Here is a 21,586-nt window from a genome sequence, read left to right on the forward strand (position 1 = left end):
ACCGTGGACGTCTGGACCGATACACGCATCGAGTGGGAGGACCAACGTATGACCGCGGCCCCCGCTGTCGACCTCCGTACGTACACCGACCTTCGCAAGGTCCGCGGCGATCTCCTCAACGTCTACGCCGAGGTACGCGCCCCGTTGCTTCACCTGCCGAACTACGGGATCACGGCGTTCGGCGAGCGCCTGGACCGGCACGCCGGCGAACCGGGTTTCATGGCGGTTCTGGCATACGCGGAGGGCGAGCCGGTCGGCTACGCCTACGGCAACCGCATCGAGCGCGCAGATCGGTATTGGCGGCGAACCACGGTGATGATCCGTGCCCGCGGATGACCGGTGTGCCTGATTGCCGTAGTCCTGCCCCGGCAGCTCGGCACCCGGGCCGTCGCCCCCATTGAGGCCTGAGTGCCGTCAGCCGAGAGAGGCGAGGACCTTGGCCTCCTTCGCCGGGTCGATGCCGTGCTGCGCCCATCGCGGATGGTCCACCGGGAGGCCACCAGATCGTAGCCACTGCCAGGTGTCGGTGACGGTCTCAGCGAGGGGGCGGCATACCAGGCCTGCTGCGTACGCGCGGGTCGCGTCGATCTGCCACACCCCGGGGTGGGTACGCCACAACGGCAGTTCCGTCCACTGGCGCACCCCATGGCCGAGCAGCAGCTCGTCCGGCGCCCACGCCAGCCGGCCGGACGCGCCGGTGATGTCCAGGCATGCGGTGAGGAGGTCGCCCATCGTGTCCCGGCCGACCGGTGCGGTCACGTTGTAGGTGCCGCCCGCGGGCGCGGCGGCCTGGTCCAGTGCGAAACGGGCAACGTCACGCACGTCGACGGGCTGGATCACCTTGGCCGGGGAGCCCGGGGCGAGAATCCTGCCGCCGTGGGCCGCGCGGTTGAGCCACCACGGCAGACGTCCCACGTACTCGCCGGGGCCGAGGATCACACCGGGGCGGACGATCGCCGTGCGGGCGTGACCGAAGGCTGCAACGACGGCCCGCTCCGTGCCCGCCTTCTGGCGCCCGTAGTGCAGGTCGGGCCCGGTCCACCCCGCGGGCATGGCGCCGTAACCTGCGTCCGCGTCCGGCGGGCCGTCCAGCACCTCGGACTCCTCCGTCAGCGGCTCGTTCGGCCACCCGCGGTAGACCGACACCGTCGATACGTAGACATACTGCCGAGCCTCCTCCTTCAGAGCTTGCGCCCCCGCCAGCACGTCGCGGGGCGCGAGTCCGGAAGCCGAGGTGTCCACGACCGCGTCCCAGGGCCCGAGTTCGGCGAGGCGAGCCAGGTCCTGTGCGACCAGCCGGTCGCCCCGGACGGATTCGGCGCCTGGGGCGGGAGCTCCCGATCGGCCGCGCGTGAAGGCCGTCACCTGCCAGCCGCGCCGCAGCGCATCGTCGACAACCGCCTTGCCGAGGAACCATGTTCCGCCCATGACGAGGATGCGCATGCTGCGATCGTGCCCGCCGGTCTACGTGCCCGGGAACTCACCGAGGGTGACGCCGCGGACGAAGGCTGTCCATGCCTCCGCCGTGAACGCCAGGTTCGGTCCGGAGGGGTCCTTGCTGTCACGGGTGGCGACCTGGTCGCCGATGATGACGACCTCAACGCATTCACCTGTGCCGTTGCTGTAGCTCGACTTGAACCACAGCGCATCGGCCAGATCGTTGGTACTCACTTCTGCCACTCCTTAGCTGCTTCCGCGATCAATTTCCTACTTGCCACCTCGCTGAGCGAGGCACGTTGAATGTGGCCGAACGCCTGCTCGTAGAGCTCCACTTCATGCTGCTTGTCGAGGTAGAGCGCTCCAGCGTGGCCTTCGATGTAGATGGTGGTGGGCTCGGTCGGCATACCAGAGCCGTTGATCGAGAACTCCAGCATGACGAACGGGCCGGTGGTGACGCCGGGGTGCATGCCATGCGAGAACGGCATGACCCGCACTGCCACGTTCGGCAGTTCGCCCAGGTCGAGGAGGTTGACGAGCTGGTCGGCCATGATCTTCTCACTACCGAGGGGGCGCCGGATCACCGCCTCGTTCAGGATGACGCCCAGGCCGGGAGGATCAGTGACCCGGGTGAGCAGAGCTTGGCGTTCGGTGCGGAGTTGCACCCGGCGCTCGACCTCTGCGTCGGTGAACTCCGGATGGTCCGTGCGGATCAGAACGCGCGCGTAGTCCTCGGTCTGGAGCAGCCCAGGGACCAGTTCCGACTGGTAGACGGACAGGGCGGTCGCCGCCTCTTCGAGGCTGATGTACACGTCGAACCAGCCCGGGATGACGTCACCGTAGCTGTGCCACCACCCCTTGGCCTTGGTCTCCTTGGCCAGCGCCATGAGGGCGCTCGTCAGATCACTACCTGCGCCGTAGACGCGGCACATCGTCTCGACGTCGTGGCTTCGAAGCGACGTTTGGCCTGTCTCGATGCGCCAGATCTTCGCCTCCGACCACTCCAGTGTCACGGCGGCTGCCTTCACCGTCAGCCGTGCCCTGTTGCGCAACTCGCGCAAGTAGCGCCCGAGCTGACGCCTGGGCACCGTCGAACCGCTTACTCCGTCGACCACTTCGTACCTCTCTCAGTTTGACGGTACGTGTTCCCTCGTTCTGCAAGTACCCGTGCGCTCACTTCGCGATGACACCTCACCGCAGGAGGGAATCTCAAAGTGAAGCCTTGCATATTTCAAGGCCTCGGTGCTTCGCTCGGTTTCAGGTCGGGGCGACGGCGCAGGCCGCGCATACACCCCGCTGCTCGCCTGTTTCCGCTGCCTGGAGGCGACCTCGTATGCCTGTCACCGACACCGCGCACGTCCAGCCCGCCCGCAGGGGCCCCGTGGCCGTTGCTGCCTACTTCCGGCGGCTCCCCGGCATGGACCGGGAGGACGTCCACCAGACCGTCAAGGAGTTAGTCGTCTTCGCCGAGCAGCAGGGCCTCGTCCTGGTCGCTGCTCACTGCGAGGAGTCGCCCAGCGAGCGGCTGGCCACCTGGGCGGCGCTCATCACGGGCTGCCGCGCCGCAGGCATCACCCAGATCGTCGTGCCGGGCCCGCAGCACTTCCACCACGACGCCGGGATCGCGGCGTTCATGCGCGAGGAACTCGCCGAGAAGATCCGGGGCGCGGTCCGATACACGAGCGACACGACGAACACGGAGACGGGCCGCCCGTGAGTACCGAGCCGAACACGCAGCCTCACGTGGCGCACTTCGAGATGGCAGCGGTGCCGACTGCTCCTGGCCTGGCTCGTTCCTTTGTCCGGCGCACGTTGCGCGCGTGGGTCCTCGGCGACCTTGCCGCCGACGCCGAAATCATCGCCAGCGAGCTGGTCACCAACGCGGTGAAGGCCACCGAAGAGGTGACGTCCCCACTGGCAGATCGGCAGGACGCGGCCATCGTCGTCCAGCTCCAGGTACGCGACGACGCCCTGCGTATCTCCGTGAAGGACACCAGCCGTGAACAGCCCGTGCTCCAGGCCGTCGGCGACGACGCCGAGGGCGGCCGTGGGCTGTTCCTGGTGGAAGCCCTCAGCATGCGGTGGGACTCCGTCCCGGCGTACGAGGGCAAGGTGACTTGGGCGGACCTGGCGCTCGGCAAGGCCGCCCAGCACGTACCGCGCCCCGACGTCCGGGTGCCTCGGCAGGTTTGAGCCCCCGGACAGAGCCCCCACCGGCGGGCAGCCGCCCTCCGGCCGCGGGGGTGCCCCCGCAGGAACGCGCTTCCCAGCCCCCGAGAACGCACCTTCATGTGTCGAGCGACAGCTCCGCCCCGCACAGCGTGCACCTCGCCCGTACGCGGCCCCGGCAGGGGAGGCGGAGGCGCTGGAAGCAGTGCGGGCAGGGGAAGGAGACCTTGGCGCCTCCCGGGTCGGAGGTGAAGGCGTAGCCCGGGCCGGAGGCCAGGGCGCGGCGGTCGCGGGTGTAGCGGCGGCGGGCGGTCCAGGGCGCGGCGGCGAGGGGGGCGGCGCGCAGGTCGGCGAGGTGGCGGGCGCGGCCCGCGCGGTAGGCGTCGACCGCCTGCGGGGAGCGGAACCACGGTTCGGGGTCCTCGGCGAAGGCGGCGCCGCGCTTGGCGAGGACGTAGCCGAACTCCTCCGGCGTGAGGTAGCCGAGCTTGTACGCGGCCCGCGTGACGCGGTCGCCGATGACCGCCGCGTCCTCGCGGTAGGCGTCGAGCAGCAGCCACCCCGCCCCGAGGTAGGTGGCGGCGGTGTCGGTGAGGATCTCGTTGTCGCGGGTGCCGGGCAGCGAGAGCCCGAGCCGGTGCAGGTAGACGTGCATGACTTCGTGCGCGAGGGCCGCGGCCACGTCCCGCCGGTCGGCCTTGAAGCGGGCGTGCAGCTCGACGAAGTATTCGGGCCCGGCGGCCAGTTCGACGTTCCCGGCGTGGACCATGTCGCGGAAGCTCACCACCATCCGGGCGTCCGGCAGCCGCAGGTGCTGCACCATCACCTGCGCGACGCGCTGCACCCCGAGGTAGAGGTCCTCGTCCGCGGGGAAGTCGGCCAGCTCGGGGAGCACGCTGGCGGCGAAGCGCCGCACGCCGTCCGCGGAGAGCCGCCGGTGCAGCGCGGTGAGCGCGGTCCGTACGGTGTCCAGGTGCGGGAAGCCGTGCACGATCGGCCCGCCCCCCGGGCCCTGCTGCGTGTCCTCGGCGTATCCGGCCACGGCCACCTCCCCCTGCGCCGACGAGCGTACGCGCGACGAGCCTACGCGCCGGAGCACCGCGGCGCTTACCGGGCGGCGCCCCCGTAGGGCAGCATGAGCCGCATGCCTGTTCTGACGCACGCCGAGGCCGAGACCCGTGCCCGCGACCTGACCGTCCACCGCTACGCCCTGGACTTCGACCTGACCCGCGGGGACGAGGTGTTCGCCTCCACGGCCGTGATCCGGTTCGAGGCCCGGCGCGCCTGCGACACCTTCGCCGAGATCCGCCCGGCCGCGCTGCGCCGCGTCGTCCTCGACGGCCGCGAGCTGGACCCCGCGCTGCTGGACGGCAACCGGCTGCCGCTGACCGGCCTGGCCGCGGGCGAGCACGAGCTGACGGTCGAGGCGGACATGCCGTACTCGCGCACCGGCGAGGGCATGCACCGCTTCACCGACCCCGCGGACGGCGAGGCGTACGTCCACAGCCAGCTGTTCATGAACGACATGCAGCAGGTCGCCGCGTCCTTCGACCAGCCGGACCTGAAGGCCGTCTTCGACGTCGCCGTGACCGCCCCGCCCCAGTGGTCGGTGCTCGGCAACGGCGTCGCGACCCGTACCGCGCCCGGCCGCTGGCAGCTCGCCACGACCCCGCCGCTGGCGACGTACTTCGTGGCGATCGCCGCCGGGCCGTGGCACTCGGTGCGCACCGAGCACGCCGGGCTGCCGTTCGGCCTGCACTGCCGCCGCTCGCTCGCGGAATACCTGGACCGGGACGCGGCCGCGCTGTTCGACATCACCCGGCGCTGCTTCGACCGCTACCACGAGCTGTTCGACGAGCCCTACCCGTACGACTCCTACGACCAGGCGTTCGTGCCGGAATTCAACGCGGGCGCGATGGAGAACCCCGGGCTCGTCACCGTCCGCGAGGCGTACCTGCCGCGCTCGGCGGTCACGCCCGCCGAAGAGCAGTTTCGCGCGGTGGTGATCGCGCACGAGATGGCGCACATGTGGTTCGGCGACCTCGTCACGCTGCGCTGGTGGGACGACATCTGGCTGAACGAGTCCTTCGCCGAGTACATGGGCTTCCAGGTGCTGTCGGAGGCCACCTCCTTCACGGGGACGTGGACGGACTTCGCCGTCGCCCGCAAGGCGTGGGGGTACGACGCCGACCAGCGGCCCTCCACGCACCCGGTCGCGCCCGACCCGGCGGACGTGCCCGACACCGCGTCCGCGCTCAACAACTTCGACGGCATCTCGTACGCCAAGGGCGCCTCCGCGCTGCGGCAGCTCGTCACCTGGCTCGGCCCCAAGGCCTTCACCGCCGGGCTCAACACGCACTTCGCCCGGCACCGCTTCGGCAACGCCGACCTCGCCGACTTCATCGACTCCCTCGGCAGCGCCACCGACCGCGACGTCCCCGCGTGGGCCGCGGCCTGGCTGCGCACCTCCGGCGTCGACACGCTCACCCCCGACACCCCGCCCGGCGCGCCCGAGGGCCACTGGCGGCTGGAGATCGGGCACCGCGGCACCCGCCCGCACCGCGTCGGCGTCGGACTGTACGACCGGGCCGTCGCCGACCCCGGCAGGCTGGTGCTGCGCGAACGGCTCACGGTGGACGTCGCCGCCGGGTCGGTCGGCGAGCACCACGACCTGCCCGGGCCGCGGCCCGACCTGATCCTGCTCAACGACGGCGACCTCACGTACACCAAGGTCCACTTCGACCCGCAGTCGTGGCAGACGCTGCGCGACACCCTCGGCGGGCTGCCCGACCCGCTCGGCCGGGCCGTCGCCTGGAACGCCGCGCGCACCCTCGTCCGCGACGGGGGCCTGCCGCCCGCGGACTACCTCGCGCTGGCCGCCGCCCACCTGCCGGGCGAGCCCGAACCCGCGATCGTCGAGGCCGTCCTCACCTTCACCCGCACCCTGGTCGCCGACCAGTACCTCACCCCGGACGCCCGCCCCGCGGCACTGCGCACGCTGGGCGCGATCGCCCGGCAGCTCCTCGCCGCCGGCCTCGACGGCACGCGCCTGACCGCGACCCGCGCGCTGGTCGACTGCGCGTACGACGAGGAGTCCGTGACGGAGCTGCGCGCCTGGTACGACGCCGGCGCGATCCCCGGCGGCGCCCCGCTCGACCCCGAACTGCGCTGGCGGATGCTGCTGCGGCTGACCGTCCTCGGCGCCGCCTCCGCCGCCGAGATCGACACGGCGCTGGCCGCCGACCCGAGCGCGACCGGCCGTGAGGGCGCCGCCCGCTGCCGGGCCGCCCTCCCCACCGCCTCGGCCAAGTCCGCCGCGTGGAAGGCGATGTTCACCGACGACACCCTCTCGAACTACCTCTTCGCAGCCCACGCCCAGGGCTTCTGGCAGCCCGAACACACCGCTCTGACCGCCGACTACGTCCCCCGCTACTTCGCCGACGCCCCACCCCTGGCCGCCCGCCGCGGCACGGCGATCGCCACGGAGGCCGGCCGGGCGGCCTTCCCGTCCACGGCGGTGTCCACCAAGACCCTTGAGCTGGGCCACGCGTGCCTGGAGCCCGGCGGCCTGCCCCCCGCGCTGGCGCGTGCGCTGGGCGACAAGCTGGACGACCTGTCCCGCACACTGCGCGTCCGCGGGGGCGCGTAGCCCGGCGGCACATCGTGCGCCTGCTTCGGCGAGTGGGGTCGGGGGCCACCCCGGGGGTACCTCCTCGGAATACGCGTCCGACCCCTCCCGTATCCGGTAACGGACTCGCGGCGGGCCCCGTCCCTGGCGCCCCCGCGTGCGGCGCCCTTGCGTCGGACGGGCTGTCAGGACACGCTTTCTGCGGAGCTTCAGTTCATCGTTCAGTAGGAGGTGAGCGCGTGACTGCGCCTGCTCAAGCGGGGATCGAGATCGTGCGGGCGACCGCGGCGCACGTCCCGATGATCTACGCGTTGGCACAGTCCAGGAACCTGGAGGGACTCGATCCGAGTGTGGCCGGCCAGGAGGGATTCCTGGTGTCGGAATACACCGAAGAGGTGTACCAGAGGCGGCTGCCGAACGCCGAGCACTTCTACGTAGCCGTCAAGGGGACGGATGTCCTGGGATTCCTGCTGGCCTACAGCGACGCCCAGATCGAATCTGACGAGTGGCTGAACCGTCGGATCAAGGCCACGCTCGGCAGCTTCCTGGTGATCAAGCAGGTGTGTGTGGCCCGCGATGCGTCGCGGCAGGGCGTTGCGTCACTGCTGTACCACCACGTGATGGAGCAGTGGACGGCCGCCCCGGTGATCGCCGCAGTGGTCAACGAGCCGCTCAACGAGCCGTCGAGCCAGTTCCACCGGAAGATGGGCTTCGAGGAACTGACACGGTTGCGACCGCCGGACGGTCGGCTGCGCGTGGTGTGGGTCTCACGGAAGCCGCGTGAGCCGATGCTCCAAGCCCAGTACGAGATCGCGGTGGACTTATACAAACATGAGGACCTCCTCAACTGGAACAAGCTCAACAACTTCCTCTACATCACCGCGGGCCTCGCGGCCACCTTGGCGTTCACCCTCGGCAAAGAGGGCGCGCAGTCAAGGGAGGTGGCCCAGGGCGTCGGAGCGGTCATCGCGGTGATCGGATTCGTGTCCGGGTTGGCGTTCGCCGTCATGCTGCGCTACGGGCGCCGCTATCTACAGACCCGCAAGACCACTGTCGTGGAGCTGGAAGAGCACATGGCCTGGCACGGCGGGCAGCGGGTGGTGGGACGCCGGTTGGCGGAACCGGGATCCGCGTGGCTCCAGGCCTCCCCGACCGGTCTGGTGATGGTGCTGCTTCCCGTCTTCGTCGCACTGGGCTGGCTGGCGATGCTGGGCGTGGTACTGGCGAACTGACGCTCCACCGGGCGGTGTGTCAGAACGGCGCGCCGAGCCCCCACCGGCAGCGGGTCGTGCGGGCCACCGCGGTAGGCGCCGCCGAGGGCAGCCACCTCATCGGCCGGTGCCACCGGGGCTGACCGGCGACGGCCGGCCCCGCGCCGGCGCACCTGAACTCGGTTGCGGTGAGGTGTCGGTGGGCGCTGGTATTCGGGCATGAGCAGAATCGCTGAAGTCATCGTGCTGGCGCAGGACGCGGACGAAGTCATGGAGCCGCTGACGCGTCCGGATGACACACGCACGTGGCAGGGCGTATTCCACGAGATGAGGCCCGGTGGGAGCTGGGGGTTCGGCTGGGGTACGGAGTTCGTGCGCATGCGCCCGCGGTCCGGCCTGCTGAAGCACCTGGAGTCCTTGCCGTGGCCCCGGCCGGAGACGGTGCAGGTGCTGATCCACGACGAGGAGGACGACTGCTTCGGCCTGTGGATGATCCACGACGGCAAGCTGGTGGAGGTCCCGCTTCCACGAACCCGGCGCGCCTACTGGAGCGGGCCGCACAACGAGGAGTTCCCTCCCGATCCCGGGATCTTGAGCCGGACGGACCTCGCTCCCGTCAACTGGCCGGAGGAGACCGAGGGTGGCGATCGGTCCCGGCCCCCTGCCTGGTGACCGGGATCAGGTGCGGAGCCGGACCTCGCCTGTGCGGGCGGGCAGGTTCTAGTAGAGGAAGGGCGGTTCGGGTAGCGCCGGGCCGTTACGCACGGTGAGGTCGTCGCCGGGGGAGCGGCCCATCAGCCAGCTCAGGAGGGCGTTCTCCGCGCCGTGGATCTCCGGTGCCGGCTGAGCGTCGCTGACGCGGTACCACGTGCCGGTGTCGGTCGCGTGCAAGCGCATGGCAGGGGCCGGGTCGCGTGCGGTGAACGACGCGACCACCCGCTCCAGCATGTCGTGGACGAAGGGGGATGGCCACTGCGCGGGGGTGTAGCCGGCGTTCAGGTCGGCGTGGTGGACCAGCACCTCGCTCAGCCGCGAATCGGCGGCCCGCGCCGCGGGTCGCTCGTGGCCTCCCGTCCAGCGGACCTTCCTGCTCCATGCCTTGGCCGTCATCCGCCGGTATTCCGCGGCGAACCGGTCGGCACTCTCGCGCACGTCGGCCAGAAGCGCATCCGCGCTGCGCCCCGCCCCGCGCTCGATCTCCTCGTCCCTGGCGGCCATGCTCGCGTACTCCGCCGTCTCCACACCGGTCCGGGCCCACGTGAGAAGCCGACGGCCCCCGTCGGCGTTGCGGGCCAGGTGGGTGAGCACGTGCCCGCGCGTCCAGCCCGGCAGCAGCGACGGCGCCCTCGCGTCGCCGTCGGTGAACCGCGACGCGGTCCGCAGCAATTGCGCGGTGGCGGCGTCGATCTGCTCCAGGACGGCGACGGGTTCGAAGTCGGTGGGGCTACCGGTTGTCACGCTGACGCCTCCTGGATCTGGCCGGCCGGGCTCCCTCGGTTCTACCCCGCTCCGCGTTCGCCCCCACCGGCAGGCAGCCGCCGAACCGGCCCGGAGGGGGACGGTGCGGGGTGCCCCCGCAGGAATGCGCTTCCCCGTACCTCACCAACTCGGGAAGAGGGCGAACGCGCATTCCGAGGAGGTGCCCCGTGCCGGCACCCGACCCCACCCCCGCAGGAAAGGGCGCGATGCCCCGCCGGGTACACCGGGGGCGCGGGGCTGCATCTGATGTGCGGCTGGCGCCGCGTGGGCGCGACAAGCCCCCGCGCGGGGAAGATCGCGCAAAGCACCTCCGGATGCAGCCCGGAGCGAAAAAACACCGTACCGCCGCACGCAGTGGCTCGTTGGGCTCTCCAGGGAGAGAGGACGGGTCCAGATGGAGATGCCCGCGCTGGCCGGAGGCCGGCACGGGGCCGCGGAGTTGCGGCCGCTGGTGGAGACGGTGCTGGCCGCGTTGGAGGAGGGGGCGGCCGCGCGGGGTGGGCCGGTGCCGGGCGGGGGGCCGGGGGAGACGGCGCGGCGGGTCGCGGGGGCGATGGGGCGGCCCCTGCAGGGGAACGGGACGGGGGCGCACGAGGCCCTGCACACGCTCGTGCGCGAGATGGCGCGCGGCGCGGCGGACCCGGCGGACGCGTACTGCGCCGCCCACCTGCACTGCCCGCCGCTCGCGCTCGCGGCAGCCGCCGAGCTGGGGGCGGCGGCGCTGAATCCGTCGCTGGACTCCTGGGACCAGGCACCCGCGGCGACGGAGATCGAGAAGCGGGCCGCGGCCGTGCTGGGCGCGCTGGTCTACCCGGATCTGCCCGCGCCGGACGCGCTCATGACCACCGGCGGTACGGAGTCGAACCAGCTCGCCCTGCTGCTGGCCCGCGAGCGGGCGGCGGGAGGCCCGCGCGTGCAGGTGGTGTGCGGCGCCAACGCGCACCACAGCGTGCAGCGCGCCGCCTGGCTGCTGGGCCTGCCGAAGCCGATCGCCGTGGACACGCCCGCGGGCGTGCTGGACCCGGTCGCGGTGGACGCCGCCCTCGACGAACTGCCGGGCCGCGCCCTGCTCGTGGCGACCGCGGGCACCACGGACACCGGGGCGATCGACCCGCTCCCGCAGCTCGCCCAGTCCGCCGCGCGGCACGGCGCGGAGCTGCACGTGGACGCCGCCTACGGCGGGCCGCTGCTCTTCAGCCGGCACGAGGCGGGCAAGCTCGACGGGCTCCAGTCCGCCGTCTCGGTCACCCTCGACCTGCACAAGCTGGGGTGGCAGCCGGTCGCCGCGGGCCTGCTGGCCGTACCGGACGGCGCCGCGCTGCGCCCGCTCGGCCACCAGGCCGACTATCTGAACGCCGCCGACGACACCGAGTCGGGGATGCCCGACCTGCTGGGCCGCTCGCTGCGCACGACCCGCCGCCCGGACGTGCTCAAGATCGCCGTCACGCTGCGGGCGCTGGGCCGCGAGGGGCTCGCCGCCCTGGTCGACGCGGTGTGCGGGCACGCCCGGCAGCTCGCCGCCGCGGTGGAGCGCCATCCGGACCTGGAGCTGTACGCGCAGCCGACGATCAGCACCGTCCTCTTCCGTCCCGCGGGCGCCGGCGACGAGCAGGTGGCGGCGCTGCGCCGGGAGCTGATGTACGAGGGCCGGGCGGTGCTCGGCCGCGCCCCCGCGGACGGCCGGCTGTGGCTCAAGGCGACCCTGCTCAACCCGCACATCCGCCCGCAGGACCTGGACGCCCTGCTCCGCCTGGTGACCGACGCGCGCGCCCGGCAGCGGCAGTCCTGACCCGCCGGGCGCGGCACCACGGAAGGAAGGCCCAGCCCCGATGAACGCCCCGACCCCGCAGCCCGCGGATCCGGCCGCCGCGCCGCACGCCGAGCCCGGCCCCGGCGCCGCCGCCGTACCCCCCGAACCCGGCCCCGGCGCCCCGCCCGCGCCGGACCGGCCCCCGTACACCGCACCGCAGCAAGCCCCCGACCAGCACACCGGAAACCAGCAAGCCCCCGCCCAGGACGACCCCGAGCCCTTCGACCTGCTCGGGATCGGCGTCGGCCCCTTCAACCTCTCGCTCGCCGCCCTCGCCGACGCCGTACCGGACCTCGCGGCCGCCTTCTACGACCAGCGGCAGGCCTTCCACTGGCACCCGGGGCTGCTGGTGGACGGCGCCACGCTGCAAGTGCCCTTCCTCGCCGACCTGGTCACCCTCGTCGACCCGGCGAGCCGCTGGTCGTTCCTGAACTACCTCAAATCCCGCGAGCGGCTCTTCCCCTTCTACTTCGCCGAGCGCTTCCACATCCACCGCGCCGAGTACGACGCCTACTGCCGCTGGGTCGCCGACGCGCTGCCCTCCACGCACTTCGGGCAGCAGGTCGACACCGTCCGCTGGGATCCGGGGCACGCCCGTTTCGAGGTCGACCACACGCAGCTCGACGCGCGCGGCGAGGCCGAGGCGCTGGGCCGCACGTACGCCCGGCACCTGGTGCTCGGCGTCGGCACCGCCCCGTACGTCCCCGAGCCGCTGCGGCCGCTCGCGCAGGCGCCGGCCGTGCCCGTCGTGCACTCCGCGGAGTACGTCCCGCAGCGCGAGCGGCTGCTCGCGGCCGAGCATGTCACGGTGATCGGCTCGGGGCAGTCCGGCGCCGAGGTCTTCCTGGACCTGCTGCGGTCGCGCCCGGTGGGGCGCGAGGCGATCACCTGGCTGGCCCGTACACCCGCGTTCGCGCCGATGGAGTACAGCCGGCTCGGCCTGGAGCACTTCACCCCGGACTACACGCGCTACTTCCACGGCCTGCCGGAGCAGGTGCGCGACGGGCTGCTGCCGCGGCAGTGGCAGCTGCACAAGGGCATCGACACCGAGACGATCACCGCGATCCACGACGAGCTCTACCGCCGCACCCTCGACGGCGGCTGGCCGGACGCGGTGCTCACGCCCGGGGTGAGCGTGCGGACGGCCGGGCGGATCGGCACCACCGCGATCGAACTGCACCTGGAGCACGCCGAGCAGGGCACCCGCAGCCGGCTGGTGACCAACGCCGTGGTGCTCGCGACCGGTTACCGCGAGCGCCCGGTGGACCAGCTGCTCGCCCCGCTGGCGGACCGGCTGCTGCGCGACGCGGCGGGCCGGCCGCGGGTGGACGCCCGGCACCGGCTGGAGCTGGACCGCTCGGTGACGGGCCGGATCTACGTGCAGAACGCCGAGCGCCACACGCACGGCGTCGGCGCCCCGGACCTGGGACTCGCCGCGTGGCGCTCGGCGGTGATCCTCAACGACCTCACGGCGCTGCTGGCCGGCGCGGAGCACTACCCGCTGCCGGCCAGGACCGCCTTCACCACCTTCGGCATCGGCGACCCCGCCCGCGCCCGCGGCGCCGGGGGAGGGGCCGCCGGGGCCGAGGCGGCTATGCGAACACCGGCACTCCGGCGCGGGTGAGCCGCCACTGGTCGGCGGGGAAGGACGCCGGGTCGATGCCGCCGTGCGCCTGGACCCACGCGATGATCGTGTTGCGGATCTCGTCGGAGTTGGACCACACTGACTGGGCCGCGGCCACGTGCGGGTAGTTGCTGCCGCCGCTGGAGCGGTAGTTGTTGACGGCGAGCACGAACTGCGCCGCCGGGTCGACGGGCTGCCCGCCCGCGGTGAGGTTCACGATGCGCGAGCCGGCCGGCTGGGCGATGTCGATGTCGTACGACAGCCCGCTGAGCACGTCGTAGCTGAAGTCGGGCGTGTTGTTGGCGTTGGTGAGCTTCGCCGGGTCGACGGGCGCGTCCGGCGCGGTCTGCACGAAGTACGCCGCGGACCACTCCAGGTAGTCCTTGACCTGGGCGCCGGTGAGGATCTTGGCGTCCAGGGTGTTCTCGTAGACGTACAGGCCCGCGACGTCGCGCAGCGAGACCTGGCCGGCCGGGATCGCGGCGGTGCGGGAGAAGGGCGAGGCCTCGGAGATCACCGGCAGGTCGGCGTACTGGGTGCCGGCCAGCGCGGCCTTGACGGTGTCGGCCTGCACCAGGTTGAGGAAGTCGATGATCGGCGTGTCCTTGTACGTGGACTCCGCCGCGGACATCGCGACGGTGCAGGTGCCGATGATCTGGTTGACGTAGTCCACGACCTTCTGGTGCTCGTCCCGGACGAGCCGCGCCACGTGCGGGTCCTCGGCGACGGTGTTGGCGTTGCGCACCTCGGCGGTGACCGAGGAGACGTGCCAGCGGCCGCGCTCGAAGCTGAGGTCGATGTCGAAGACCGACAGCCGCATGCCCCAGTACAGCGGCTCGGACAGCACGACGGTCTTCCCGGTCTCCTCGTTGACGACCAGCGTCTGCGGCCGCTCGACGTGCGTGTGGCCGACCAGGATCGCGTCGATGCCCGGCACCTGCGCGGCGACCTCGGAGGAGGCGTTCTCCGGGTAGGGCACGGCGTCGCCGTACGTGGTGCCGCCGTCCAGGCCCGAGTGGTCGGTGCAGATCACCACGTCGCAGCCGAGGGCGCGCAGCTTCGGGACGTATACCTTCGCCTGCTCCACCAGGCCGGGGAAGGCCATCTTGCCCTGCACGTTGGCCTTGTCCCACACCGCGATGCCGGGGTTGGTCAGGCCGAGGATGCCGACCTTGACCGGCGGCAGCCCGTGCACCTTCAGCTCCTTGACCAGGTAGGGCGGGAAGGCGGGCTTGAGCGTCTTGGCGTCGACGGCGTTGGCGGCCAGCAGCGGGAAGTCGCACTGCTCCTGGAAGGCGCGCAGCAGCGGGATGCCGTAGTTGAACTCGTGGTTGCCGAGCGCGGCGGCGTCGTACTTCATGTGGTTCATGGCCAGCGCCATCGGGTGCTGCGGGCCCTTGCGCGCGCCGGTGATGGGCTCGACGCGGGCGAAGTAGTACGACAGCTGGGTGCCCTGGATGATGTCGCCCGCGTCGATCAGCAGCGTGCGGTCGTGGCCCTTCTCGGCCCGGGCCTGCTCGACGAGGGTGGCGATCTTGGCGAGGCCGACGTCGTTGTGGGTGGCGTCGTCGTACTCGGCGTTCGTGAAGTAGTCCCAGTTCAGGGCGTGGCCGTGCAGGTCGGTGGTGCCGAGGACGCGCAGGCTGAAGCTCTTGTCGCGGCCGTGTCCGTGTCCGTGCTCGTGTTCGTGCCCGTGGCCCTTGTCCGCCGCCTGCGCTGGTCCGGCCGCGGCGACCGCGCCCGCGGTGCCCGCGAGCGCCACGCCGGCGCCGGTGGCGGCCGAGCGGTTGATGAAGTCCCTGCGGTTGAGCGGCATGTCGTTCTCCTTGACGGTTCACACGGGCGCTGAAGCGGGCGCTGAGGCACAACGCGCGTAGATTGTGGACCAACGACAGCCCGGAGCAACAGGCCTTGCAGGTTAACTACTGCTGTCGACCGTACCGGGATGCTCATCCGAGCGGGCCCCCGCGCACTTCGAAAGTTGTCAACAAGCGTTAATGCAGCTGTCGTTGGGCAGTTGCCCGTAGTGGCCACGGCTACCAACCGGTAAGTCATACGCTCGACACATGCGCCGAGCCAAGATTGTCTGCACCCTGGGACCTGCCACCGACTCCTACGACCAGATCAAGGCACTGGTCGAGGCCGGTATGGACGTGGCACGCCTCAACCTGAGCCATGGAAGCTACGCCGAGCACGAGGACCGTTACCGTCGGGTGCGCAAGGCGTCCGACGAGATCGGCCGCAGCGTCGGCATCCTGGCGGACCTTCAGGGCCCGAAGATCAGGCTCGGCCGTTTCGCCGAGGGCCCTGTACTGCTTGAACGCGGCGACCTGTTCACCATCACCGCCGACGACATCGAGGGTGACCAGCAGATCTGCGGCACCACGTACAAGGGCCTGCCGGCCGACGTGGCGCGCGGCGAGCGGATCCTGGTCGACGACGGCCGGGTCACCCTGGAGGTGACGGACGTCGAGGGGCCGCGGGTGCACACCATGTGCATCGAGGGCGGCCTGGTCTCCGACAACAAGGGCCTCAACCTGCCGGGTGTCGCGGTGTCCGTGCCGGCGCTGTCCGACAAGGACATCCGCGACCTGCGCTGGGCGCTGCGCACCGGTGCGGACGTCGTCGCGCTGTCCTTCGTGCGCTCCGGGCGGGACGTGGACGACGTGCTGCGGGTGATGGCCGAGGAGGGCCGCCGGGTCCCGGTGATCGCCAAGATCGAGAAGCCGCAGGCGGTCGACAACCTCGAAGAGATCGTCGACGCCTTCGACGGCATCATGGTGGCCCGCGGCGACCTGGGCGTGGAGATGCCGCTGGAGGCGGTGCCGCTGGTGCAGAAACGTGCGGTCGCGCTGGCCCGCAGGAACGCCAAGCCGGTCATCGTCGCCACCCAGATGCTGGACTCGATGATCGACAACTCCCGCCCCACGCGCGCCGAGGCCAGCGACGTGGCCAACGCGGTCATGGACGGCACGGACGCGGTCATGCTGTCCGGCGAGACCAGCGTCGGCAAGTACCCGATCGCGACCGTCAAGACCATGGCGCGGATCGTCCGGGCGGCCGAGGAGGACATGCTCACGGCCGGCCTCGCGCCGCTCACCGACTCCTCCAAGCCGCGCACCCAGGGCGGCGCGGTGGCCAGGGCGGCCGCCGAGATGGGCGACTTCCTGGACGCCCGCTTCCTGGTCGCCTTCACGCAGTCCGGCGACACCGTCCGCCGGCTGTCCCGCTACCGCTCGCCGATCCCGGTGCTGGCCTTCACCCCGGAGCCGTCCACCCGCTCCCAGCTCACCCTGACCTGGGGGGTGGAGACCTTCCTCGGCCCGATGGTGCAGACGACCGACGAGATGGTCCGGCAGGTGGACGAGGAGCTGCTGCGGATCGGCCGCTGCAAGAAGGGCGACGTCGTGGTCATCACGGCGGGCTCGCCGCCCGGAATGCCCGGCACCACCAATATGGTCCGGGTCCACCACATCGGTGTCGATGAGCTACCGCCGCGTAATGGGTGAACTCGAAATAGCTCCTGACTTCTTCCGCGCCCCCGCCGGCCACCGCCCGCGGGGGCGCGGTTTTTCGCCCGTCCCCGCCCCTCCAGGTATTTGCCCCTCGACTGCAATTAACGCTGCGTAACGCGCGCGCAATAAACATTCCCGGCGTCCGGCCGCACGGCCCGCCGCGGTCCCGGCCCGCCCTCCCCCGTGGCGGCGGCGCGGCCCGCGGTGGCCCGGGGAGCCTTGCCCCACACGGGAAGTGCGGTTTTCACTCTCCGGGCGCCTCGGTGGCAAGTGGGCTATGTACGAAAAGTCCCATGGAATCTCAAGAGAAGCTCAAGAGTTTCGGATCGGCATAACAAGACAGTCACACTCTTGGCCACACCTATGCCGAATGGCGCGAACCAGGCCTAGAGTCACGGCCAGTCACCGCGCCACCGGATTTGTCAGTTCGGGTTCCGCGCGCGACTTCGGCTTCTCATCAGAGAAGCCGTGTCAGGGGAAAGGACTGACCGTGCGACAGCGTTCCTTGCTGATTCTGACCTCCGTGGTCGCCGCCGGAGCCCTCACGCTCTCCGCGTGCGGCTCGCGCAGCGACGACGACAAAAAGGGCGGGGACAGCGGCGGCACCGGCAGCAGCAGCGCTGCCTCCGGCGACAACATCACGGTGGTAATCGGTGTCGACGCACCGCTCACCGGTGCCAACTCCGCCACCGGCCTGGGCATCCAGTACGGCGTCAAGCTCGCCGTCGACGACGCCAACGCCAAGAAGCTCGTCCCCGGCGTGACCTTCCAGGTCAAGGCGCTGGACGACAAGGCGAACCCGGCCAACGGCCAGCAGAACGCCACGGCGTTCGTCTCCGACAAGAGCGTCATAGCCGCCGTCGGCCCGCTGAACTCCAACGTGGCCCTGACGATGCAGCAGGTCTTCAACGACGCCAACATGGTGGAGATCTCGCCCTCCAACACCAACCCGGCGCTGACGCAGGGCAAGGACTGGGCGTCCGGCAAGAAGGTGCGCGCCTTCAAGACCTACTTCCGCACCGCCACCACCGACGCCAACCAGGGCAACTTCGCCGCCGACTACGCGGTCAACACGCTCAAGAAGAAGAGCGCGTTCGTCGTCGACGACAAGCAGACCTACGGCGCGGGCCTCGCGGCGATCTTCAACGGCAAGTTCGCCTCGCTGGGCGGCAAGGTCGTCGGCACCGACCACATCAACACCGGCGAGAACGACTACTCCACCCTCGTCACCAAGATCAAGAACTCGCACGCCGACATGCTCTACTACGGCGGCCAGTACGACGAGTCCGAGCTGATCACCAAGCAGCTCAAGGCGGCCGGCGTGAACATCCCGCTCATGGGCGGCGACGGCATGTACTCCGACACGTACATCAAGACCGCCGGCAAGGCCGCCGAGGGCGACATCGCGACCTCCGTCGGCGTGCCCGTCGACACCCTGCCCGCCGCGCAGGAGTTCATCAAGGCGTACAAGGCGAACAAGTACCCCGGTGACTACGGCACCTACGGCGGCTACTCGTACGACGCCGCCACCGCCATCATCAAGGCGGTCGGCGACGTGGTCCAGGCCAACGGCGGCAAGCTGCCGGACGACGCCCGCGCGAAGGTCGTCGAGGGCGTGCAGAAGGCCGACTTCGACGGCATCGCCGGCCACATCTCCTTCGACGAGTTCGGCGACACCACCAACAAGCAGCTCACGGTCTACCAGGTCAAGAACGGCAAGTGGGTGGCGGTCAAGTCCGGCGTCTACACCGGCTGACCGACCCGGCACCACCCGGGCCGCGCGGTCGGTCGCACCGACCGCGCGGCCCGCAGCACATCCGGGCCCCGGCGACCCCGCGGGGCCCGCCCCCGGTCCCACCCTGTCACCCGTCCCCGTCCACCCAGCGACATGGAGGCCATGCGGTGCACACCCTGCCGCAACAGCTGGCCAACGGGCTGTTCATCGGCTCGATGTACGGGCTCATCGCCATCGGTTACACGATGGTGTACGGCATCGTCCAGCTCATCAACTTCGCCCACGGCGAGATCTACATGACCGGCGCCTTCGGCGCGCTCGCGGTCTACACGAACCTTCCCGACGGCATGTCCATATGGGCGGCGCTGCCGCTCATGCTGGCCGGCGGCGCCCTCGTGTCCGTCCTGATCGCGGTCGGCGCGGAACGCCTCGCGTACCGCCCGCTGCGGGGCGCGCCACGGCTGGCACCGCTGATCACCGCCATCGGCCTCTCCCTCGCGCTCCAGCAGGCGGTCTTCCTCTGGTACCCGAACGCCACCGCGGGCAAGCACTTCCCGCAGCTGCCCGGTGGCCCGTTCCACGTGGGCTCCGTGGACATCCAGTCCGGTGACATCTTCCTGGTGGCCGCGGCAGTGGTGTGCATGACCGCGCTCGCCGGCTTCGTCCGCACCTCGCGCACCGGCCGGGCGATGCAGGCCACCGCGCAGGACCCGGACACCGCGAAGCTGATGGGCATAGACACCAACCGCATCATCGTGATCGCCTTCGCCATCGGCGGCTTCTTCGCCGCGGTCGCCGGTCTCGCCTCCGGCCTGAAGTACGGCCAGATCAAGTACGACATCGGCTTCCAGGCGGGCCTGAAGGCCTTCACCGCCGCCGTCCTCGGCGGCATCGGCAACATCTACGGAGCCATGCTCGGCGGCCTCGTCCTCGGCGTCGCCGAGTCGTGCTCCTCCGCGTACATCTCCAACATCCCCGGCATGCAGCAGCTCGGCGGCAGCGAGTGGGCCAACGTCTGGGCGTTCGTCCTGCTCATCGTGGTGCTGCTGGTCCGGCCGCAGGGCCTGCTCGGCGAACGCGTAGCGGACAGGGCGTGATCGTATGACCGACCTTCCCACCACCGCACAGGTACTGCCCGTCACCGACCCGGACGGCGTCCGCGTCCTGAGGTACCTGCCGCTGCCCTTCGCCGCGGCGCGGCTGCTGGTGCTGCTCGGCGCCGCGGTGTCGATCGCCTCGACCTTCATGTCGTGGACGTACACCACCGACTTCCCGGGCGACCTGACCGTCAGCGGCTACCCCGGCGGCCTGCAGATCATGACGCTGATCGCCGCGATCCTGACCGCCGTCGTCTCGCTGGGCGCCTTCCGGGTGCCCGGCCTGGGCTGGCTCAACCCGAGCCGCTCGTACAACTCGGTGCTGCTGCTGGCCGTGGGCACGTTCGGCACCACCTGGTACACCGTCATCGACATCGCGGCCAAGCTGCACGGCCTGGCCAACCTCGACCCCGGCGGCTGGATCGCCGCCGCCGGCAGCGCGGTCCTGGTGATCGGCGCGCTCGGGCTGCCCGCCCACCGCCCGCCGCTGGAGGTGGACGACGACTACGCCGAGCCCGGCCTGTTCGCCTCCGCGCGCCTCGTCCGCCTTTACCACCTGCTGCGCGGCCTGCGGGTCACCAACGCCGAGCTCAAGGTGGCCGACCCGCGGCGGCTCAACGTCTGGCTCCAGCGGCTGGCGATCGTCGTCGTCTTCGCGGCCGGGGTGAAGGTCCTCACCTACGGCCTGGCCACCAGCTACAGCGACATCTTCATCGGCTTCATGATCGTCGTCTGCTTCTCCTTCTGGGGCCTGGCCGGCGCCGGGCTCACCCGGCAGTTCCAGCAGATCACCCGGCAGAACAAGATCTTCTCCTCCAGCGCCTGCATCGTCGCGGCCATCGCCTACCCGTTCGTCCAGAACGACGAGCACTGGGCCAACCTCGGCGTCAACATCCTCATCGTCGGCACCGTCGCCCTCGGCCTGAACATCGTCGTCGGCCTCACCGGCCTGCTCGACCTCGGGTACGTCGCCTTCCTCGGCGTCGGCGCCTACACCGCGGCCCTGGTCTCCGGCTCGCAGTACTCGATCTGGTCCGGCACGCAGTTCCCGTTCTGGGCCGCCGCCCTCACCGGAGCCGCCGCGGCCCTGATCTTCGGCGTGCTGATCGGCGCCCCGACGCTGCGGCTGCGCGGCGACTACCTGGCCATCGTCACGCTCGGCTTCGGAGAGATCTTCCGTATCGTCGTCAACAACCTCGACGGCGTGAGCGGCCCGAAGATCACCAACGGCCCCAACGGCATCGCCGTCATCCCGGACCTGTCGATCTTCGGCTACAACCTCGGCAAGACCCACGACGTCGGCGGCTTCGAACTCGGCAGGTTCGCCAACTACTACCTGCTGATGCTGCTGATCACCGTCATCGTGGTGCTGGTCTTCACCCGCGCCGCCGACTCCCGGATCGGCCGCTCGTGGATCGCCATCCGCGAGGACGAGACCGCGGCCACCGCGATGGGCATCAACGGCTTCCGGGTCAAGCTCATCGCCTTCGCCCTCGGCGCGTGCCTGGCGGGCCTGGCCGGCACCGTCAGCGCGCACGTCACCAACTCCGTGGTGCCCACCCCGTACGTCTTCTCCGGCTCGACACCGCCGAACTCCGCCTTCCTGCTCGCCGCCGTCGTCCTCGGCGGCATGGGTACGGTCAGCGGTCCGATCCTGGGCGCGTCGCTGCTCTTCCTGATCCCGGAGAAGCTGGACTTCCTCGCCAAGTACGAGCTGTTCGCCTTCGGTCTCGCGCTGGTCCTGATCATGCGGCTGCGGCCGGAGGGCATCATCGCCAACCGGCGCAGGCAGCTGGAGTTCCACGAGGACGAGGCCACCGCGCCCGGCAAGCGCACCCTCGGCGACGACACCGTATCCGTCGGCACGGCGGGGGCGTGAAG

The 21,586-nt window shown here is 71.0% G+C and carries 17 protein-coding genes and 1 pseudogene; 12 read left to right on the forward strand and 6 right to left on the reverse strand.

What is annotated here, in order from left to right:
* Positions 1–48: 48 nt before the first annotated feature.
* A pseudogene (locus ACH4SL_RS26750) lies at positions 49–312 on the forward strand (GNAT family N-acetyltransferase); the annotation flags it as partial.
* Positions 313–414: 102 nt separating this feature from the next.
* On the opposite strand, the gene ACH4SL_RS26755 reads toward ACH4SL_RS26750, so the two are convergent.
* From ACH4SL_RS26755 to ACH4SL_RS26765, 3 genes are read right to left on the reverse strand one after another with little or no spacing between them, the layout of a single operon-like run.
* Complete coding sequence (locus ACH4SL_RS26755; protein WP_398449934.1) at positions 415–1,443, reverse strand: NAD-dependent epimerase/dehydratase family protein; 1,029 nt, start codon at positions 1,441–1,443, stop codon at positions 415–417.
* A gap of 21 nt (positions 1,444–1,464) precedes the next feature.
* Complete coding sequence (locus ACH4SL_RS26760; RefSeq protein WP_398449936.1) at positions 1,465–1,671, reverse strand: DUF397 domain-containing protein; 207 nt, start codon at positions 1,669–1,671, stop codon at positions 1,465–1,467.
* Positions 1,668–2,552: a helix-turn-helix domain-containing protein gene (locus ACH4SL_RS26765; protein ID WP_398449938.1), complete on the reverse strand. Its 885-nt coding sequence runs from the start codon at positions 2,550–2,552 to the stop codon at positions 1,668–1,670. The genes ACH4SL_RS26760 and ACH4SL_RS26765 overlap by 4 nt, the downstream gene beginning before the upstream one ends.
* A gap of 218 nt (positions 2,553–2,770) precedes the next feature.
* Between ACH4SL_RS26765 and ACH4SL_RS26770 the strand changes: the two genes are divergently transcribed.
* Both ACH4SL_RS26770 and ACH4SL_RS26775 read left to right on the forward strand, forming a co-directional pair.
* Positions 2,771–3,154 carry a hypothetical protein gene (locus tag ACH4SL_RS26770; RefSeq protein WP_398449940.1) on the forward strand — a complete coding sequence of 128 codons (384 nt, stop codon included), beginning with the start codon at positions 2,771–2,773 and terminating at the stop codon, positions 3,152–3,154.
* A gap of 41 nt (positions 3,155–3,195) precedes the next feature.
* Entirely contained in the window at positions 3,196–3,630 is a 435-nt protein-coding gene (locus tag ACH4SL_RS26775) for an ATP-binding protein (RefSeq protein ID WP_398450333.1), read from the forward strand.
* 94 nt (positions 3,631–3,724) lie between these two features.
* On the opposite strand, the gene ACH4SL_RS26780 is transcribed toward ACH4SL_RS26775, so the two are convergent.
* On the reverse strand, positions 3,725–4,648 hold the full coding sequence (locus ACH4SL_RS26780; protein WP_398449942.1) for a hypothetical protein: 924 nt from the start codon (positions 4,646–4,648) through the stop codon (positions 3,725–3,727).
* 102 nt (positions 4,649–4,750) lie between these two features.
* On the opposite strand from ACH4SL_RS26780, the gene pepN reads away from it, so the two are divergent.
* The 3 genes from pepN to ACH4SL_RS26795 all read left to right on the forward strand — a co-directional run bounded on the left by pepN (position 4,751) and on the right by ACH4SL_RS26795 (position 9,117).
* Positions 4,751–7,255 carry an aminopeptidase N gene (gene pepN, locus ACH4SL_RS26785; protein ID WP_398449944.1) on the forward strand — a complete coding sequence of 835 codons (2,505 nt, stop codon included), beginning with the start codon at positions 4,751–4,753 and terminating at the stop codon, positions 7,253–7,255.
* A gap of 218 nt (positions 7,256–7,473) precedes the next feature.
* On the forward strand, positions 7,474–8,466 hold the full coding sequence (locus ACH4SL_RS26790) for a GNAT family N-acetyltransferase (protein ID WP_398449946.1): 993 nt from the start codon (positions 7,474–7,476) through the stop codon (positions 8,464–8,466).
* A gap of 198 nt (positions 8,467–8,664) precedes the next feature.
* On the forward strand, positions 8,665–9,117 hold the full coding sequence (locus ACH4SL_RS26795) for a hypothetical protein (RefSeq protein WP_398449948.1): 453 nt from the start codon (positions 8,665–8,667) through the stop codon (positions 9,115–9,117).
* Between the two features lie 48 nt (positions 9,118–9,165).
* On the opposite strand, the gene ACH4SL_RS26800 is transcribed toward ACH4SL_RS26795, so the two are convergent.
* A complete protein-coding gene (locus tag ACH4SL_RS26800) occupies positions 9,166–9,903 on the reverse strand; it encodes a maleylpyruvate isomerase family mycothiol-dependent enzyme (protein ID WP_398449950.1) in 738 nt (245 codons plus the stop codon).
* 415 nt (positions 9,904–10,318) lie between these two features.
* Here ACH4SL_RS26800 and ACH4SL_RS26805 point away from each other — a divergent pair, with 415 nt between their 5' ends.
* Positions 10,319–11,713: a pyridoxal phosphate-dependent decarboxylase family protein gene (locus ACH4SL_RS26805; protein WP_398449952.1), complete on the forward strand. Its 1,395-nt coding sequence runs from the start codon at positions 10,319–10,321 to the stop codon at positions 11,711–11,713.
* A 40-nt stretch (positions 11,714–11,753) separates the two neighbouring features.
* Positions 11,754–13,358, forward strand: a complete 1,605-nt coding sequence (locus ACH4SL_RS26810) for a lysine N(6)-hydroxylase/L-ornithine N(5)-oxygenase family protein (protein WP_398449954.1) — start codon at positions 11,754–11,756, stop codon at positions 13,356–13,358.
* Here the strand turns inward: ACH4SL_RS26810 and ACH4SL_RS26815 are convergent.
* Entirely contained in the window at positions 13,327–15,174 is a 1,848-nt protein-coding gene (locus ACH4SL_RS26815) for a bifunctional metallophosphatase/5'-nucleotidase (protein WP_398449956.1), read from the reverse strand. The two genes, ACH4SL_RS26810 and ACH4SL_RS26815, sit on opposite strands and share 32 nt — an antisense overlap.
* A 250-nt stretch (positions 15,175–15,424) precedes the next feature.
* On the opposite strand from ACH4SL_RS26815, the gene pyk reads away from it, so the two are divergent.
* The 4 genes from pyk to ACH4SL_RS26835 all read left to right on the forward strand — a co-directional run bounded on the left by pyk (position 15,425) and on the right by ACH4SL_RS26835 (position 21,584).
* A complete protein-coding gene (pyk, locus tag ACH4SL_RS26820; RefSeq protein WP_398449958.1) occupies positions 15,425–16,867 on the forward strand; it encodes a pyruvate kinase in 1,443 nt (480 codons plus the stop codon).
* A 496-nt stretch (positions 16,868–17,363) separates the two neighbouring features.
* A complete protein-coding gene (locus ACH4SL_RS26825) occupies positions 17,364–18,629 on the forward strand; it encodes a branched-chain amino acid ABC transporter substrate-binding protein (protein ID WP_398449961.1) in 1,266 nt (421 codons plus the stop codon).
* A 146-nt stretch (positions 18,630–18,775) separates the two neighbouring features.
* Complete coding sequence (locus ACH4SL_RS26830) at positions 18,776–19,705, forward strand: branched-chain amino acid ABC transporter permease (protein WP_398449963.1); 930 nt, start codon at positions 18,776–18,778, stop codon at positions 19,703–19,705.
* Positions 19,706–19,709: 4 nt separating this feature from the next.
* Positions 19,710–21,584 (forward strand): branched-chain amino acid ABC transporter permease, encoded by a 1,875-nt coding sequence (locus ACH4SL_RS26835; RefSeq protein ID WP_398449965.1) that lies wholly within the window; start codon positions 19,710–19,712, stop codon positions 21,582–21,584.
* The last annotated feature ends 2 nt before the right edge of the window (positions 21,585–21,586 follow it).

The sequence above is a fragment of the Streptomyces sp. NPDC021020 genome (assembly GCF_044333285.1).
Classification (GTDB): Bacteria; Actinomycetota; Actinomycetes; order Streptomycetales; family Streptomycetaceae; genus Actinacidiphila.